General features: G+C 41.9%; 21 protein-coding genes. 3 read left to right on the top strand and 18 right to left on the bottom strand.

The features are described from left to right. Nucleotides 1–36 precede the first annotated feature (36 nt). Both H8Z79_RS04820 and mgtE read left to right on the top strand, forming a co-directional pair. On the top strand, nucleotides 37–456 hold the full coding sequence (locus tag H8Z79_RS04820) for a hypothetical protein (RefSeq protein ID WP_015542728.1): 420 nt from the start codon (nucleotides 37–39) through the stop codon (nucleotides 454–456). Between the two features lie 501 nt (nucleotides 457–957). Continuing rightward, complete coding sequence (gene mgtE / locus H8Z79_RS04825) at nucleotides 958–2346, top strand: magnesium transporter (protein ID WP_015542727.1); 1389 nt, start codon at nucleotides 958–960, stop codon at nucleotides 2344–2346. Here the strand turns inward: mgtE and H8Z79_RS04830 are convergent. The 10 genes from H8Z79_RS04830 to H8Z79_RS04875 all read right to left on the bottom strand — a co-directional run bounded on the left by H8Z79_RS04830 (nucleotide 2343) and on the right by H8Z79_RS04875 (nucleotide 10898). Then, nucleotides 2343–3407 carry a tyrosine-type recombinase/integrase gene (locus tag H8Z79_RS04830; RefSeq protein WP_118039730.1) on the bottom strand — a complete coding sequence of 355 codons (1065 nt, stop codon included), beginning with the start codon at nucleotides 3405–3407 and terminating at the stop codon, nucleotides 2343–2345. The genes mgtE and H8Z79_RS04830 overlap by 4 nt on opposite strands. Before the next feature lie 87 nt (nucleotides 3408–3494). Continuing rightward, a complete protein-coding gene (gene dtd / locus H8Z79_RS04835) occupies nucleotides 3495–3941 on the bottom strand; it encodes a D-aminoacyl-tRNA deacylase (protein WP_015542725.1) in 447 nt (148 codons plus the stop codon). 151 nt (nucleotides 3942–4092) lie between these two features. After that, a complete protein-coding gene (locus H8Z79_RS04840) occupies nucleotides 4093–4734 on the bottom strand; it encodes a cytidylate kinase-like family protein (protein ID WP_015542724.1) in 642 nt (213 codons plus the stop codon). Between the two features lie 63 nt (nucleotides 4735–4797). Further along, on the bottom strand, nucleotides 4798–5712 hold the full coding sequence (locus H8Z79_RS04845) for an RluA family pseudouridine synthase (protein WP_118039729.1): 915 nt from the start codon (nucleotides 5710–5712) through the stop codon (nucleotides 4798–4800). Between the two features lie 3 nt (nucleotides 5713–5715). Further along, on the bottom strand, nucleotides 5716–6237 hold the full coding sequence (gene lspA, locus H8Z79_RS04850) for a signal peptidase II (RefSeq protein ID WP_118039728.1): 522 nt from the start codon (nucleotides 6235–6237) through the stop codon (nucleotides 5716–5718). Then, nucleotides 6234–7325 (bottom strand): 3-dehydroquinate synthase, encoded by a 1092-nt coding sequence (gene aroB, locus H8Z79_RS04855; RefSeq protein ID WP_118039727.1) that lies wholly within the window; start codon nucleotides 7323–7325, stop codon nucleotides 6234–6236. The genes lspA and aroB overlap by 4 nt, the downstream gene beginning before the upstream one ends. Before the next feature lie 17 nt (nucleotides 7326–7342). Next, a complete protein-coding gene (locus H8Z79_RS04860) occupies nucleotides 7343–8095 on the bottom strand; it encodes a YlmH family RNA-binding protein (protein WP_118039726.1) in 753 nt (250 codons plus the stop codon). 5 nt (nucleotides 8096–8100) lie between these two features. Then, the gene (locus tag H8Z79_RS04865; protein ID WP_118039725.1) at nucleotides 8101–8727 is read right to left on the bottom strand and encodes a cell division protein SepF; all 627 of its coding nucleotides are present in this window, start codon (nucleotides 8725–8727) and stop codon (nucleotides 8101–8103) included. 29 nt (nucleotides 8728–8756) lie between these two features. Then, nucleotides 8757–9449 carry a YggS family pyridoxal phosphate-dependent enzyme gene (locus tag H8Z79_RS04870; RefSeq protein ID WP_015542718.1) on the bottom strand — a complete coding sequence of 231 codons (693 nt, stop codon included), beginning with the start codon at nucleotides 9447–9449 and terminating at the stop codon, nucleotides 8757–8759. Nucleotides 9450–9479: 30 nt separating this feature from the next. Then, nucleotides 9480–10898 carry an HlyD family efflux transporter periplasmic adaptor subunit gene (locus H8Z79_RS04875; RefSeq protein ID WP_225876923.1) on the bottom strand — a complete coding sequence of 473 codons (1419 nt, stop codon included), beginning with the start codon at nucleotides 10896–10898 and terminating at the stop codon, nucleotides 9480–9482. Between the two features lie 228 nt (nucleotides 10899–11126). On the opposite strand from H8Z79_RS04875, the gene lexA reads away from it, so the two are divergent. Continuing rightward, nucleotides 11127–11747 (top strand): transcriptional repressor LexA, encoded by a 621-nt coding sequence (gene lexA / locus H8Z79_RS04880; RefSeq protein WP_015542717.1) that lies wholly within the window; start codon nucleotides 11127–11129, stop codon nucleotides 11745–11747. Between the two features lie 124 nt (nucleotides 11748–11871). Here lexA and rsfS read toward each other — a convergent pair whose 3' ends face one another. From rsfS to rplU, 8 genes are all read right to left on the bottom strand, one after another. Then, entirely contained in the window at nucleotides 11872–12228 is a 357-nt protein-coding gene (gene rsfS, locus H8Z79_RS04885; protein WP_015542716.1) for a ribosome silencing factor, read from the bottom strand. 39 nt (nucleotides 12229–12267) lie between these two features. Further along, complete coding sequence (yqeK, locus tag H8Z79_RS04890) at nucleotides 12268–12864, bottom strand: bis(5'-nucleosyl)-tetraphosphatase (symmetrical) YqeK (protein WP_118039724.1); 597 nt, start codon at nucleotides 12862–12864, stop codon at nucleotides 12268–12270. Then, on the bottom strand, nucleotides 12857–13504 hold the full coding sequence (gene nadD / locus H8Z79_RS04895; RefSeq protein WP_015542714.1) for a nicotinate-nucleotide adenylyltransferase: 648 nt from the start codon (nucleotides 13502–13504) through the stop codon (nucleotides 12857–12859). Before nadD ends, yqeK begins: the two co-directional genes overlap by 8 nt. A gap of 48 nt (nucleotides 13505–13552) precedes the next feature. Then, complete coding sequence (gene yhbY / locus H8Z79_RS04900) at nucleotides 13553–13843, bottom strand: ribosome assembly RNA-binding protein YhbY (RefSeq protein ID WP_015542713.1); 291 nt, start codon at nucleotides 13841–13843, stop codon at nucleotides 13553–13555. Nucleotides 13844–13861: 18 nt separating this feature from the next. Continuing rightward, complete coding sequence (gene obgE / locus H8Z79_RS04905; protein ID WP_118039723.1) at nucleotides 13862–15154, bottom strand: GTPase ObgE; 1293 nt, start codon at nucleotides 15152–15154, stop codon at nucleotides 13862–13864. Nucleotides 15155–15230: 76 nt separating this feature from the next. Then, complete coding sequence (gene rpmA, locus H8Z79_RS04910; protein ID WP_015542711.1) at nucleotides 15231–15518, bottom strand: 50S ribosomal protein L27; 288 nt, start codon at nucleotides 15516–15518, stop codon at nucleotides 15231–15233. Nucleotides 15519–15522: 4 nt separating this feature from the next. Continuing rightward, nucleotides 15523–15843: a ribosomal-processing cysteine protease Prp gene (locus tag H8Z79_RS04915; RefSeq protein WP_015542710.1), complete on the bottom strand. Its 321-nt coding sequence runs from the start codon at nucleotides 15841–15843 to the stop codon at nucleotides 15523–15525. Between the two features lie 12 nt (nucleotides 15844–15855). Then, nucleotides 15856–16161 carry a 50S ribosomal protein L21 gene (gene rplU, locus H8Z79_RS04920; RefSeq protein ID WP_005422792.1) on the bottom strand — a complete coding sequence of 102 codons (306 nt, stop codon included), beginning with the start codon at nucleotides 16159–16161 and terminating at the stop codon, nucleotides 15856–15858. Nucleotides 16162–16327 lie beyond the last annotated feature (166 nt).

Below are 16327 nucleotides of genomic sequence, written 5' to 3' on the forward strand. Positions count from 1 at the left end.
AATTAATATTATATTGTGTCTAAGGAGGAAAACAGGATGGTTGAACTGATCGTAGGTAAGAAAGGTAAGGGCAAAACAAAAGTACTGTTAGACAAAGTGAACGGCGCAATTAAAGAAGCCAATGGCAGCATTGTTTACTTAGATAAAAGTGCAAAACATATGTATGAATTAAATAATAAAGTTCGTCTGATCGATGTATCCGGATATCCGATTAAGAATGCAGACGAGTTTGTAGGATTTGTTTGTGGCATTATTTCTCAGGATCATGATCTTGAGCAGATTTATCTTGACAGTTTCCTGACAACAGCGAAACTTGAGGGACAGGATGTTACGAATACATTAGAGCAGTTAAGTGCAGTTGGCGAGAAGTTCAACGTAAAATTTGTTGTAAGTATGTCTCTTGACAAAGAAGAAGTTCCTGCTTCCTTACAGGACAAGATTATTACAGCATTATAAACCGTAAAAAAGAAAATCGGGATTAGTCTTTTTAGACTATATAAGGTACATATAATGGGGAAATCAGAGAGGATTCTGTTGGGGGACATGATCCTCTTTTTGTGCAATTATATTGTGCAAATCATATGGTTGATAAAGCGTTGACTTTTAAGAAGGCATACGTTATAATGTGTACGTCAAAAAATAATTCTAAAGTAAAGGCAGGTGAACAGAATGGATAATTGTGATTCTCACGGGCGAAGTAGTTACACAGGACAGAAATTAAAAGCAGTCTGTGAGTACAGTTACTACATTCTGTTTTAATTTGGCTATTATTCTCTTTTTCATTTCCAGATAATTTTCTGTTCTGTAAAAATCCCTGAACACAATTGAGTTCAAATCAGATATTTGACATGTTTTGCAGAAAGACATGCTTTTTTGTGTTGTCATGTTTATTGATGGCAGCTTCTATGGTTATGCCTTTTTGTACGATTATTATGGGAGAAAAGGAGAAAATACAGAATGGAAAAAAGAGTACAGGATTATGGAAAAGAAATTCTGAATGTTGTGAGAAGTAATGTTTCTCCGGCAGTTCTGGCAAAGAGACTTCAGGATTTCCACGAAAATGATCTTGCAGACGTTTTGCAGGAACTGTCAGTGGTAGAACGCTGTAAGCTTTACCGTGTGCTGGATATGGATACGCTGTCTGATATTTTTGAATATACAGAGGAAGATGATGTAGTAAAATATCTGGAAGAAATGGAGGTAAAAAAAGCTGCGGCGATACTGTCAAGGATGGAGACAAATGTACTGGCAGATGTACTCCAGCAGTTTGAGCGCTCCAAAAGAAAGATTTTAATTGAGCTTCTTGATGATAAAGTAAGACATGACATTGAACTGATTACATCATTTGATGACGATGAGATCGGTAGCCGTATGACAACGAATTATATTGTGATACATGAAAACATCAGTGTCAAAGAGGCAATGAGTCAGCTGGTCACACAGGCGGCAGAGAATGATAATATCTCAACGATTTTTGTAATCAATGATGCTGAAGAATTTTATGGAGCAATTGATCTTAAGGACCTCATTATCGCGAGACAGAATCATCCGCTGGAGGAACTGATCGTTACTTCTTATCCATATGTTTATGGAACGGAACTGATTGATGACTGTATCGAAAATCTGAAAGATTATTCCGAGGATTCGATTCCGGTGCTGGATAATGATAACCGTCTTCTGGGTGTTATTACTTCGGCAAATATCGTAGATCTTGTTGATGATGAAATGGGAGAGGACTATGCGAAGCTGGCTGGTCTGACTGCAGAGGAAGATCTGCAGGAACCATTGAAAGAAAGTATGAAAAAAAGAATGCCATGGCTGATCATTCTTTTGGGATTGGGTATGGTAGTTTCTTCTGTTGTTGGGATATTCGAAAAAGTTGTCACAAATCTGCCGATTATTATGTGTTTCCAGTCACTGATTCTTGACATGGCAGGAAATGTCGGCACACAGTCTCTGGCGGTTACGATCCGTGTTCTTATGGACGAATCGCTCACCGGCAGACAGAAACTGGAACTTGTGCTGAAAGAGATGAAGATTGGTCTCTGTAACGGTGGGGTACTCGGCATTTTATCCTTTGTACTGATTGGTCTGTATATCTGGCTGTTTAAGGGAAAAACGCTGGTATTTGCATATGCGGTATCCGGCTGCATTGGTTTTTCCCTGCTTCTGGCAATGCTGATATCCAGTGCGGTGGGAACCTGTATTCCTCTGTTTTTCAAAAAGATCCATATTGATCCGGCAGTTGCATCCGGGCCGTTGATCACTACAGTAAATGACCTGGTTGCGGTTATTTCCTACTATGGACTGAGCTGGATTTTTTTGATCGAGATACTTCATCTTTAGTCTTCGCGAAGTCTGACTGCTGTGGCTGCCTGACGCCGTCTGGCATCGTCTAAGGCTGCGTAATGCTTCTTGGTAGTATTGACATCCTTATGCCCCAGAACGTCCGCTACAAGGTAAATATCGCCGGTTTCCTGATACAGGGCTGTGCCATATGTACTGCGGAGTTTATGGGGCGTTATTTTTTTGGTAGTTGTGATCTGGCGGGAGTACTTTTTGACCATGTTTTCGACTGCCTGCACTCCCATACGTTTACGCTGGGCAGAGTAGAAGAGAGCATGTTCATGACCGGCAAGAGGAGTGATGCCTGCGCGTACCTCCAGATAGCGTTTCAGAGCTTTTTCAACTTCTTCACCAAAATAAACAACCATTTCGTTTCCACCTTTTCGGGTGACTTTAATTCCATTGTTTTTAAAATCTACATCTTCAATATCAAGACCGACACATTCAGATACACGGATCCCGGTGCCGAGAAGAAGCGTGACGATTGCCAGGTCACGTTCCTTTGTTTTTTCGTAATATACACGTTTCTGACCGGTCAGGCTGTCTCCACAGTGTTCGATATAGTCCAGAAGTAATGCAACTTCATCTGTGTCCAGGCGGATGATGCTTTTGTCATGAATTTTTGGGACATCGATCAGGACGGTCGGATTTGAATGAATCATTTCACGTTTATAATAATAAGCATAAAAACTGCGCAGAGCAGAAATTTTACGTTTTAATCCACGTTCACCATTGGTTTCTGTTTTGTCACCGTTCTGGTATACCTTGAGATATTCCATGTATTCTTCGAGATCGATTGCTTTGATCTGATCCAGCACGTCCACAGAAAAATCAGTCATTGCATAATTTTTGAAGACCGGATTTTCATCAAGAAGAAACTGGAAAAAAATCCGTATGTCGTATGCATAAGAAATTCGTGTCTTTGTGGTTGTTGTAGAATCAATGGCACGAAAATAATCTTTGCAAAACGCAGGCAGCGTCGAAAGAACCTGCCGAAGCTTTAAGATGTTTTCGGTATCGGTATGTTCACGGTAAGTGGTTCTTGAGGTATTTACGGGCATAATAAAAAACTCCTTATACATCTATTTGAAAAACTCGGGTTTGTCGTATAGATCTATTGTATTCATAAAATCTTCTATTCCTCATTGTTATAAAATCTTTTCATCTAAAATGATCGTAAACGGTCCGTCGTTAAGTAGGGACACTTTCATGTCTGCGCCAAATTCGCCGTGCTCAACGACCGGAACGGATTTTTTTGCTTCTTCGATCATATATTCATACAAAGCCTCCGCCATGTGTGGTTCTCCGGCTTCGATAAAACTTGGCCGATTTCCTTTCTTACAGTTTGCATATAGGGTAAACTGCGACACGATCAGCAATTCACCATCCACATCTTTCAATGATAAATTGGTTTTACCATTTTTATCTTCAAAAATGCGAAGACCGAGAAGTTTGCGAAGATATTTATCTGCAATTTCTTTTGTATCGTTCTGACCTGCTCCGACAAAAACCAGAAGTCCTTTCCCTATTTTTCCGATTGTATTTCCATCTACCTGTACTTCGGCATGAAGTACACGCTGAATGACCAGACGCATAAATGTTCCTCCGATTCTTTTATTTCATCTCAAATATTTCAAACAATGAACCTATTATAGCATGTTTGGACAAAGAAAAAAAGCTCCTGTTCAGCAATCCTGCCAGATGCAGTCTGATGAATCGGAGCTGTGAATTCAAGAATATATAGCTTTAACGGGATACTTTTGTTGAATCAAAAATTTTAATAGATTCGATAATCGCTTTGACGGTATTGTCGATTCCGTACTTGCTGCTGTCAATGCAGAGGTTGTAGCTCTTGGCAGATCCCCATTTCTTATTTGTGTAATAATTATAATAACTTGCTCTGCTCTTATCGGTTTTTGTGATGATATCGCGAGCTTCCTTTGGGGATTTATTGTATTTGGCAGCAATTCGGTTGATTCGCCAGTCAAAATCTGCGTGTACGAAAACACTGAAACAGTCTTTCCAGTCAGCAAGAGCATAATCAGCACAACGGCCGACCATTACACACGGACCTTCTCCTGCAAGTTTCTTGATAGCATCAAACTGTGCAAGGAAAATCTTGTGATTCATAGGCATATCTGAAAAACCTGCGGAGGAATAACCAAATGAATAGGTGTCCATCACGAGTGAATAAAGAAAACTGTTTGTTGGTTTCTCGTCGTGATGTTCAAAAAGCTCTTTACAGATACCACTGTCATTTGCTGCATGCTCTAACAGTTCTTTATCATAATATTTAATGCCGAAATAATTGGCAATCTCCTTTCCGATCTGTCTGCCACCACTTCCATATTCACGACCGATTGTAATAATTGAACTGGTATTGCTCATAATAGACACTCCCTTCTGCAAAAATCATATTAGTATTATATAATATTTACAAAGAAAATCCAACTATTTTCTCAATTTTTCTAAAAGTTTTGAAAAATATTCAGGCAAAGGGGCTTCGAACTCCAGATATTCTCCCGTTATCGGATGAACAAAACCAAGAATCATTGCATGTAATGCCTGGCCTTGAAGGTGATAAGGATTTTTGGAAGAGCCATATACAGTATCTCCGAGAAGCGGATGTCCGAGGCTTGCCATATGAACACGGATCTGGTGTGTACGACCTGTTTCCAGACGGCATTCAATGTATGTTGCCTGTCCGAAACGTTCAAGTACTTTATAATGTGTGATTGCCTCTTTGCCGTTTTTGTGGTTGATTGCCATTTTTTTGCGGTCTGTAGGATGACGGCCGACAGGTGCATTTACAGTGCCCTCATTTTCTTTGAGATTTCCCTGTACAACCGCGCGATAACGGCGTTTGATGCTGTGTTTTTTGAGCTGTTCGGCAAGGTCACGGTGTACGACATCATCCTTGCAGATCAGAAGCGCACCGGTGGTATCTTTGTCAATTCGGTGTACAATACCTGGGCGAAGGACTCCGTTAATACCGGATAAATGTTCTCCGCAGTGTGCCATAACTGCATTGACAAGTGTGCCGGAAGTATGTCCGGCACTGGGATGTACGACCATGTCTTTTGGTTTGTTTACGACTAGTACATAGTCATCTTCATACAGAATATCCAGAGGAATATTTTCGGGGAGGATATCCGGAACTTCCGGATCAGGGATATGAAACTCGATATAATCTCCGGACTGAGTCTTATAATTTGCTTTGATAATGCGGCCATTTACGAGTACCTGTTCTTCTTTGAGAAGTTTCTGGATATAAGAACGGGAATGCTCCGGGCACTGATCTGCAAGATAACGGTCGATCCGTATATTGTTTGCGGATGCATCTACGTTAAATTCTAATGTTTCCATGAGTTATCCTTTATGATTAATAAAATAAAAATCTTCATCTTTGTAGCGGAAAATAACAAGCACCGCCAGCAGAATGCCGCCACAGACAACGTAGATATCGGCAATATTGAATACCGGAAAATCAATCAGAGAAAAATAAATAAAGTCTGTGACATAACCGTAAAATGCGCGGTCAATAAAATTGCCGAGTGCGCCGCTGAAAAGAATTCCGCCAATGACGCTCAGAGGCGCGTAATAGCTGTTTTTAGGAATTCTGGCATATAAATAGAGAATTCCTGCGCAGAAGGCAACGCAAAGGATTAAAAACAGGATCTGGCGCCCCTGAAGCAATCCAAAAGCCATGCCGCGGTTTTCTACGTATTGAAATTCAAGAACATTTGGAATCAGTATGATCCCGGATGTCCCCTTCAGATATTTTACTGCCAGATGTTTGGTAAGCTGATCAATGACAGTCAGAATGGTAATCCCCCCAAACCAGAGTAGCATATACCAGATCTGTCTGTTCTGTTGAGATGTTTTTTTCATTGAAGAATCTCCTGAATACCGGAAAGAAGTTCTTCATCTGTCACGGAGCGGTCAATAAAGCTTTTGCCGATGCCGTCCATCAGAATGAATTTGATACTGCCCTGTTCCATCTTTTTGTCTTTTTTTGTAGCGGCAAGCACCTTTTGCGGATCCAGACCACTTACATGAACCGGAAGACAATAAAGTTCACAGCCGGTTCTGATCTGCTGATACTCGTTTTCGGTAAGAAGACCACGCTTCATAGAGATGAAAGCTGCGGCAACAAGGCCGATTGCAACACACTGTCCGTGAAGAAGCTGAAAATCCATCAGTTTTTCGACAGCATGTCCGATAGTATGCCCAAGGTTTAAAAGTGCACGCTCGCCCTGCTCTTTCGGGTCACGTTCTACGACGCCGGCTTTGATTTCACAGCAACGCCGGATCATCTGAGCAAGAAGTTCCAGATCAAGAGCCTGGATGTTTTTTTGATGCTTACACACAAAGTGATAAAAAGTGCCATCACAGATCAGTCCGGTTTTTAAGACCTCACCCATTCCGCATGCAAACTGCATATCAGGAAGGCTTTTCAGTGTCTGAAGATTCATATAGACAAGACGTGGTTGATGAAATGCTCCGACCATATTTTTGTACTGATTAAAGTCTACACCGGTTTTTCCTCCGACACTGCTGTCTACCTGAGCGAGAAGTGTAGTCGGTACCTGAATGAAATCAATTCCGCGAAGGTAAGTTGCCGCACTGAATCCTGCAAGGTCACCGACGACACCTCCTCCGAGTGCAACAATCAGGCTTTTGCGATCCAGCTCAGATTCAATCAGCTTTTCGTACAGATCCTGTACGGTACGAAGATGTTTGCTCTTTTCGCCTGCTTCAAAAACAAAAAGGGAAATAGACGAGGCAACAGAAGAAAGGGCAGATTTCAGAGAATCTGCGTATAAGGGTGCAACATTGGTATCGGAAACAATACACATTTTGCGGCCGTCAAGCCCCTCTGTACGGATGGCGTCGGCAAGTGCTTCAAATCCCTCTTCGAAATATATCGGATAATAAAAATCACCGCTGCGTTTTACCTGTAATGGTTCTGTATTCATAGAATGTCCCTCCTCATCTATTGGTAGCGTGATAATTTTATGCTGTAGCGACCTTTTTTCGTCTGGCCCCAAATGCCCTCATAGCGAAAACGTCCTTTGCCGCGGACAGAAACAATATCACCATCTTTGGGCTCGTATCCATTAGAAGTGATCAGTTTGCCGTTTACGAAGACCTGTCCACCTTCGATGAAGGAAACCATGTTGCTGCGGGAACTCTGAAAAGCAAGTCCGATCAGGGTATCCAGACGAACAGATGCACATGTGCCGCTGATCGTTTCAAAATGTGGTGTCGGAAAATGTTCCGGATTGTCAACTTTGGAGATTTTCATAGCGGTATGACGTACCCGGGTGAGGTTTTCAATGATATAATCTGCAATCTTATTGTGGCAGAATATCCAGGCTGTGTGTTCCTGTACAAGGATGTCTCCGATCACGGAACGTTCAATACCGAGATTGAGGACAGCTCCCAGAAAGTCACGATGTGTCAGTGACTCAGAAAATTTTGCTGCCAGTGGTTCAATTTTAAGGCATGTGATCGGGTATTCCCAGGGAAACAAAAGAGCATCAGGATGAAATGCCACCATCTGACGCTCTGCTTGCTCATAACCGCCTGAGCATTCTATGATTACGCCCGGCATCTGATTCTTTTGTTCATTTACAATATTTTGTTCATTTAAATTAAGAAAATCCGAAAAGGTGACAATATCTCTCTGATAAGAGAGATTTGCCAGTTCCCGGATTCTCTTGATAAAGAATTCGTCTTTGTTCATTGATCTTAATATCCTGCTCTTACGGACGGAATGGAATTTCCACCGAGAATATTCTGAAGGTCTCCGGTAATATCTACGTTATATGGACCAAGAATAAAGATATAACTGGATACTTTCTGAAGCGTTCCACCCAGAGAATAACATGCTCCTGAAGTAAAGTCGATAATACGCTGTGCAAGTTCCATATCAATTCCCTCAAGATTCAGGATTACGGTAGAGTTATCGACAAGTGTATCTGCAATTTCGCGAGTATCTTCCATAGAGGTTGGGCGAATAACACAGACTTCCATGTTAGTTGCCTGTGAACCCTTGCGGCTGCTTCTCATTGGTGTGATCTTTGAGGAAGTACGTGTAGGCTTGTCCTGCTTGAAAGTTGTCTTCGGAACAGAGATGGATTTGGATGTGGACTGTTTGGAAACAGGAGTCTCCGGTTCATCATCGAAATCATCATAGTCATCCTCTTCGGATTTTTTGGAGAATTTCTGGAAGAACTTCTTGACTGGCTTGTCTTCCCGGTCTTCATCGAGAAAATCATCGTCATCATCGTCAAGGAGATCATCATCTAAATAATCATCCTCATCGTAATCATCATTCAGTTTTACAGCATCTAAAAGTTTATCTAAAACACTCATTTTAATCTCCAATCTTATTGTTCTGCGCGTCAGACTGCATAATTTCTTTCACCGAAAATTCCGGTTCCGACGCGAACCATTGTAGCGCCTTCCTGCACGGCTACCTGATAATCCCCGGTCATACCCATGCTCAAAACACTCATATTAACATTATTAATGTTTTTGGCAGCAATGTCAACACTTAATTTTTTTAATTGACGGAAAATACCGCGGTTCTCTTCAGGGTCTTCTACATATGGAGCAATCGTCATAAGCCCTTCTATATGTATATGCGGAAAGGATGCGACAGATTCCACGAGAGAAAGAACTTCTTCGGTTTTCAGGCCGAATTTGCTCTCCTCCTGTGCTACATTCACCTCAATAAGAACCGGAACAGTAACACTATGTTTGGCTGCTTCATGCTCGATCGTTTCTGCAAGACGCAGGGAGTCCACGGAATGGATAAGAGCCACTTTATCTACGATATATTTGACTTTGTTGCGTTGCAGATGTCCGATCATGTGCCAGCGGATATCAGAAGGAAGCTGAGGTACCTTATCCATAATCTCCTGTACTTTGTTTTCTCCAAAATCCCTGGAACCGGCATCATATGCTTCCTGAAGCATGGAGACAGGCTTGGTTTTGCTGACTGAAATCAATGTAACCTCTTTCGGGTCACGGCCTGCTTCTTTGCATGCAAGTTCAATATTTTTTCTTACCTGTTCAAGATTTTCTGCTACCATAATAGATTAAGCCTCCTGATTCGTATATATCTAGTATAAAATCTCTTCTTCATTTACTTTGTCTGCATTCCGGACGATATGGTCATAACGGGAAAGACCGTATGAGGTGGATTTGGATGCGATGGCATATTCTTCGTTCTGATCAAGGATTTCAATCCGGCGGAATACCGCATATCCCTGATTGATACAATAAACACCTTCGAGTACACCTACATCACTTACAACGTATTTACTTTGATCTTTCTGGCTGACGATCACATCACCCTCGGCAAATGACTTTTTATCTACATAATAAATATATGATTTCTGGTCCTCAGGTTTGTCCGCATTATCAGCAGCGTCTTCCTCAATGCTGGCATAGATAGAAGCCTTTACAAAGGAAAGACTGTCTTTATTATCTTTGCCCTGCACCATGAAACCGATATCCTGACTGTCTTCGTTTTTTGTTGAATATTTGGAAGGAATCAGATAAAATTCTTTGGTCACAATGGAGGAAAGCGGAATCTTAAGACCGGTCACAGTATTGGTAACCAGTTCTATTTCCAGAAAACGGTCTGCCGCATAACGGATTACACCTTTGTTAAAATCAATCTTACCATATTTAGAACCGTCAATTTCAACAATGCTGAAATCACCGGTCTGTGTCATATCGTCTTTGAGGAATTTTACGCGCACAGTACTGCGGTCGGCAAGCTTTGCGGCCTGCTTGGCACTGAGCGGAATCATAAGACTCCAGTTTTCATCAGAAATCAGTGTATACAGGCTGTCACCGGCCGATACTGAATTCTGCGTCTTTAAGTCTGTTTCATGGTACGCATTCTGGTCGAAATCTTCAGTGCTCAGTGAGGATACAGACTTGTTCTCATATCCGTCCATAGAGTAAAGAACGATGCCGTCCTGCTCTGCTTTACTTAAGGTCTGATTACCATAAGTAACCACACTGGATGTGGAAGAAGTTCCTCCGGTAACACCTGCATATTGAAGAATGCTGCCTTCCAGATTGTACTTAAAACTGTAGGTAGTGTTAAATTTGCTGGCATTGAAGCCTTTTGAAAAGCTCTGGAGCTGGCTTCGGATGCTGGAAAGTTCTTCGTTACTTAATTCTGTCGTGCCTTCTGTTTTTTTGGAACTGCTGATGCCGTATACCACACCGTTTGCATTGATCTTGGAACCTTCACGGGCGTAATAATTAACATAACCGCTGGTCTCTGCTTTGTGAACGGTTTCCTCACGTACAGCAAGACCGGTATACGTTTCGTTTCGGGAAAGTGGTCCTGCGATTACCAGATAGGATTCGATGTTTGAGGAAGTCAGATACAGGATCATACTGAACAGCATATAAATAAACAATACACCAAACAGCATGGTTCCGATATTCATGCCGAATAAATTTTTAAGTTTTTTGAGGATGCCGGAACCGGCTCCGTTTTGTTTATTATTTACAGGCAAAAAAATGCCTCCTTTATTTCTCAAATTCTCATTTAAAATCATATAAAAAGACAATATAAGTATTGTAACATTTTGTGGGGTATCTGACAAGAAAAAGGCAAAATAATTAAGACAGAAAACAAATATATGGAAAACGAACATATTTTCCGAATATCTGTTTGCTATTTCTGAAAGTGTATGTTATACTTTTTTTAAAAAAAGAATGTTCATATTTTTGGAGGTGAACTTATGTCATACGGTCGAATCAGTAAAAAACAGCAGGAAATTCTTGATTATATAAAAAATGAAATTCTGAACCGTGGATTTCCACCGGCAGTACGTGAAATCTGCGAGGCAGTCAATCTGAAATCCACTTCTTCTGTTCATTCACATCTGGAAGCACTGGAAAAGAATGGATATATCCGCAGAGACGCCACTAAGCCCAGAGCAATCGAGATCATCGACGATAATTTTAACCTTGTACGCAGAGAGGTTGTCAATGTACCGCTTGTAGGTACGGTTGCGGCCGGCCAGCCGATCCTGGCAGTAGAGAATATCGAAGGATATTTCCCGGTGCCGGCAGAATACATGCCGAATGCACAGAGCTTTATGCTGAAAGTTAAGGGAGACAGCATGGTAAATGCAGGAATCTTTGACGGTGATCAGGTGCTGGTAAAGCAGCAGGCTTCTGCATCTAACGGAGATATTGTTGTAGCGCTGGTAGAGGATTCTGCTACAGTGAAGACTTTTTATAAAGAGGATGGCTATTATCGTCTTCAGCCGGAAAATGATTCTATGGATCCGATTCTGGTACATGGTGACATTCAGATACTTGGAAAGGTATTTGGTGTGTTCCGCCTTTATCAGTAATCAGCAGATCATACTGTTGAAATTTGTATATGAAAAATCAAAAGACATGTCCGTAAGTCTCTGTATGACTTTGGGGGCATGTCTTTTTTATAGATATGATTTACATAATTTTATTATCGTAAACTCATTTTAAGAATTCAGCAGCATCTAATTCTTTTCCATCTCTCCAGATTCGTTCCAGATCATAGAAAAGTCGGTTTTCTTCATCGAAAACATGGATGATCACATCGCCGTAGTCCATCAGGATCCAGTTGGAACCACGGGTTCCTTCTACCTGTTTTGGTTCATATCCTGCTCTTCCGAGATGCTCTTCTACATTATCTACGATTGCCTGTACCTGATTCAGGTTGCTTCCGCTTGTGATAATGAAATAATCAGCAATTACAGATACTTCGTGAATATCGATTACTTTGATATCAATTGCTTTCTTGTCATCAATCGCCTTGCAGGCGATGCGTACCATTTCCTGTTCTTTATTCATAATTGTCTCATCCTTTCCGGTTGGACAGAAAGTCAGGTATTATCTGCTTTCCTGCCGTTCCTTATGTAAGGTGTCATAATAGGTGAATGCATCTTTTGTTGCAGAATCGACATCATCCGGATTTTTGTCCAGATAAGTCAGAGTATCCCGGAGAATCACGTACATGCATTCATCCAGGTCCTCGAAAGCAAGCTTGCGGACTTCGGTCAGGTTTGGTGCTTTGTTTCTTGCCGGTTCGATATAATCGGCAATATAAACAATTTTTTCGAGGGTACTCATCTCCGGCTTACCGGTGGTATGGAATGTGATGGAAGAAAGAATTTCTTCATTTGTGATTCCGTATTTTGTGCGGGCGACATAAGCTCCAAGTTTGGCATGAAGAAGAAAAGGATGTTCTTTTTCAAATGGAGTAACCGGGATATTATGTTCTGCACACATTTTTAGTTTCTTTTTATTCGGAATGCATTTTGCGCTGTCATGGAGCAGCCCTGCAGCCTGGGCATCTTTGAGGTCATATCCGTGGACCATTGCCAGCGAGGCGCAGGTGAACATGACACCGAGCGTATGCTCAAAACGATCTTCATCGAGATATTTGGAAAGTTTTTTCTGCATTTTTATAAAATCGTAATCAGCCATTCGTTTTGGGCGCTCCTTCCGTAATGTCATAAATATGGTGCTCGTTGATATAGTCGGCAACTGCGTCCGGTACATAATAACGAAGGCTTTTGCCCTCCTGATGCCACTGGCGCAGCAACTGACTGGAAATATCAATATTCATGGTGTCCAGCCGTACAAAATGACCATGATAAAGCTGTGTCAGGCGTTCCATTTCTTCAGACAGCTCTTTTACGGGTGTATGGTCTCTCGTGGCAACCACGATCGTACATGCAGCACAGATTCTCTCGGGCTTCATCCAGGTGGTGAAACTGTATAGGGAATCTGCACCGATGATAAAGTAGTAATCGGTATCAGGATTCTGCTTTCTGAGATTCTCAAGTGTGTGATACGTGTAAGATAAACCATGGTCATGCATCTCGATCAGAGAAAGCTCAAAATGGGGATTTCCGGAAATTGCCCGTTCTACCATGGCAACTCTCTGCTCATCGGTTGCACGGCCGGCGCGGTTACGCTTATGAGGCGGATTGCCGGCAGGCATAAACCATATTTTGTCCAGACCAAGCTGTTCGTATGTTTTTTCACCCAGAATCAGATGGCCTACATGGATCGGATCAAAAGTTCCGCCCATGATCCCGATTTTTTTTCGTCTGGTATCCATGCGGGTTTTATTTCCTTCCTGAATATATTTTGGACAATATACGCCGGTTTATGGAAGAATGATTTTCTTTTTGTCTTTTTTACCTTCGCGGTAAAGAACGATTTTTCTTCCGATTACCTGAACAACTTCAGAATGTGTTCTTTCTGCAAGGACTTCTGCCATCTGACGAGGGTCATCCAGGCAGTTCTGGAGAACGCTGATCTTGATCAGTTCACGGGCTGCAAGAGCCTCATCAACGGAAGCGGTATTTTCCGGTGTCACGCTGCCCTTTCCGAGCTGCATGATCGGATCCATTTTCATCGCAAGGCTTTTCAGATATGCTCTCTGTTTACTTGTCATATTTTTACGACCTTTCTGTTATTTGTAATAATCAAAGTCAAAACCGTACATACGGACCGTATTGCCCTCTTCGATTCCGGCTTTTTCCAGTTCTTCAAGAATACCGCCCTCTTTCAGGAAACGCTGGAAGAAAGCAAAGCCTTTTTCGGAGTCCAGATTGGTATAGCCAAGCATTTTTTCAATCTTCGGACCTTCTACAACAAAAATTTCAGGATCTTCCGGAAGTCTTTCGACTGTAAATGGAAGATTCTCTGTAAATAGTTCATCTTCAGGGAAGAATTCCTGTTCAAATACGATACGCTCGGCAGGGACACTCAGAAGAAGATCTTTGATCGCAAAGAGAAGTTCTTTGATACCCTGTCCGGTCACTGCAGAAATCGGATAGACTTTGATACCTTTTGGTTCAAATTCTGCTTTTAATTTCTCTATCGGGTTTTCATCATCACCGTCAAAAATACAGTCCACTTTATTAGCGGCAATAAGCTGTGGTCTGGCTGCGATTTCCGGATTGTATGCTTCGAGTTCGTGATTGATCTTGTAAATATCATCAATCGGATCACGGCCTTCGGTAGATGCTGCATCTACAATGTGTACCAGCACTCTGGTTCGTTCGATATGACGAAGAAATTCATGACCCAGACCAACACCCTCAGAAGCTCCTTCAATCAGTCCCGGTATATCTGCGATAACAAAACCTCCGTTTGCGGTGTCAACAACACCAAGATTCGGGCTTAATGTTGTAAAGTGATAATTGGCAATCTTTGGCTGGGCGTTGGTAACACGGGACAGGAATGTGGATTTTCCGACATTTGGGAAACCTACAAGACCAACGTCTGCAATTACCTTTAATTCAAGAAGCACTTCAAGCTCCTGCGCAGGCTGTCCCGGCTGTGCATACTTTGGAACCTGCATGGTAGGAGTTGCATAATGCTGGTTGCCTTTACCACCACGTCCGCCTTTTAAGACAATCTGACGGCGGTTTTCACCGGACATATCAGCAATTACTTTGTGTGACTGTGCTTCCATGATTACGGTTCCTTCCGGCACTTTCAGGATGATATCATCTCCGTCTGCACCGTGGCAGCGTTTCTTGCCGCCTTCCTGACCGTCCTGTGCTTTAAATTTGTGTTTATGACGGTATTCGCCAAGTGTGTTCTGGCCTTCATCTACTTCAAAGATCACATCACCGCCGCGTCCGCCGTCGCCGCCGTCAGGACCGCCATTGGGTACATAAAGCTCCCGGCGAAAGCTTACATGTCCGTCTCCGCCTTTTCCTGAACGGATGATGATTTTTGCTCTGTCTGCAAACATATGTCGCTCCTTATTATTTTTGGATTCAAAGAAAGGCTCCAAACCTGAACGATTTGAAGCCTCACGCTGAACTTGATTATTCTGCCTCTACCGGAACGATAGAAACCTGTTTCTTATCGCGTCCTTTTCTGGTGAATCTTACTACACCATCTGTCAGTGCAAATAATGTATAATCTTTACCACAGCCTACGTTCTCACCTGCATGAATCTTGGTTCCACGCTGTCTGTAAAGGATGTTTCCAGCTTTAACAAACTGTCCGTCTGCTCTTTTGGCACCTAATCTCTTGGATTCGGAGTCACGGCCGTTCTTTGTAGAACCAACACCTTTTTTATGTGCGAATAACTGAAGGTTCATTTTCATCATGTCGTTACACCTCCCTGACTTTTACTTTTAAATAACGTTTTGAATAACTATGTTCAATTTCTGTCAGACCAAGAAGTAATGAATCCATCAAAAGTGTTCCACCCTCCGAAATCGGAGCTGTGAAAGTAAAAGAAACAAAACCGTCCTTTTCTTTTGCTTTAATGGAATCCCCTGTCAGCTGTTCCAGAGAATTGACGGTATTGATAACCAGAGCGGAAACGGCGGCGCATATAATGTCCTGCCCTTCCCCGGCATAACCGGCATGTCCCTCAGAAACAAAACTGATATAGGAATTATTTTTCCTGCTGACTGTCACTGTAATCATGCAAACACCAGATTAAGCGTTGATCTTTTCGATTTTAACTTTTGTAAACTGCTGTCTGTGACCGTTTTTCTTGTGATATCCAGTTTTTCTTTTGTATTTGTAAACGATAACTTTTTTAGCTTTTCCGTTTTCAACTACAGAAGCGGTAACACTGGCATTAGCTACATCTGCTCCAACTTTTAAACCTTCGTTGCTAACTGCAAGAACGTTATCAAAAGTAACGGTTTCACCAGCTTCAACACCGAGCTTTTCAACTCTGATTACGTCGCCCTCGGCAACTTTGTACTGTTTACCACCTGTTGCAATAATTGCGTACATCTGTGGCACCTCCTATAATCTTTACTCGCCAGATATGGTGGATGAGGATTTATGATAAAATCTCATGCGCTTAAACCTCTCTGTGCGGCATCTGCTATATAATAGCATGGGTTTTGGGATGCGTCAAGAGGGATTTTTCTTTTTTTTGTAAAAAAGAATAAAAAAA

The sequence above is a fragment of the Blautia intestinalis genome, assembly GCF_014297355.1.
GTDB lineage: Bacteria > Bacillota > Clostridia > Lachnospirales > Lachnospiraceae > Blautia_A > Blautia_A intestinalis.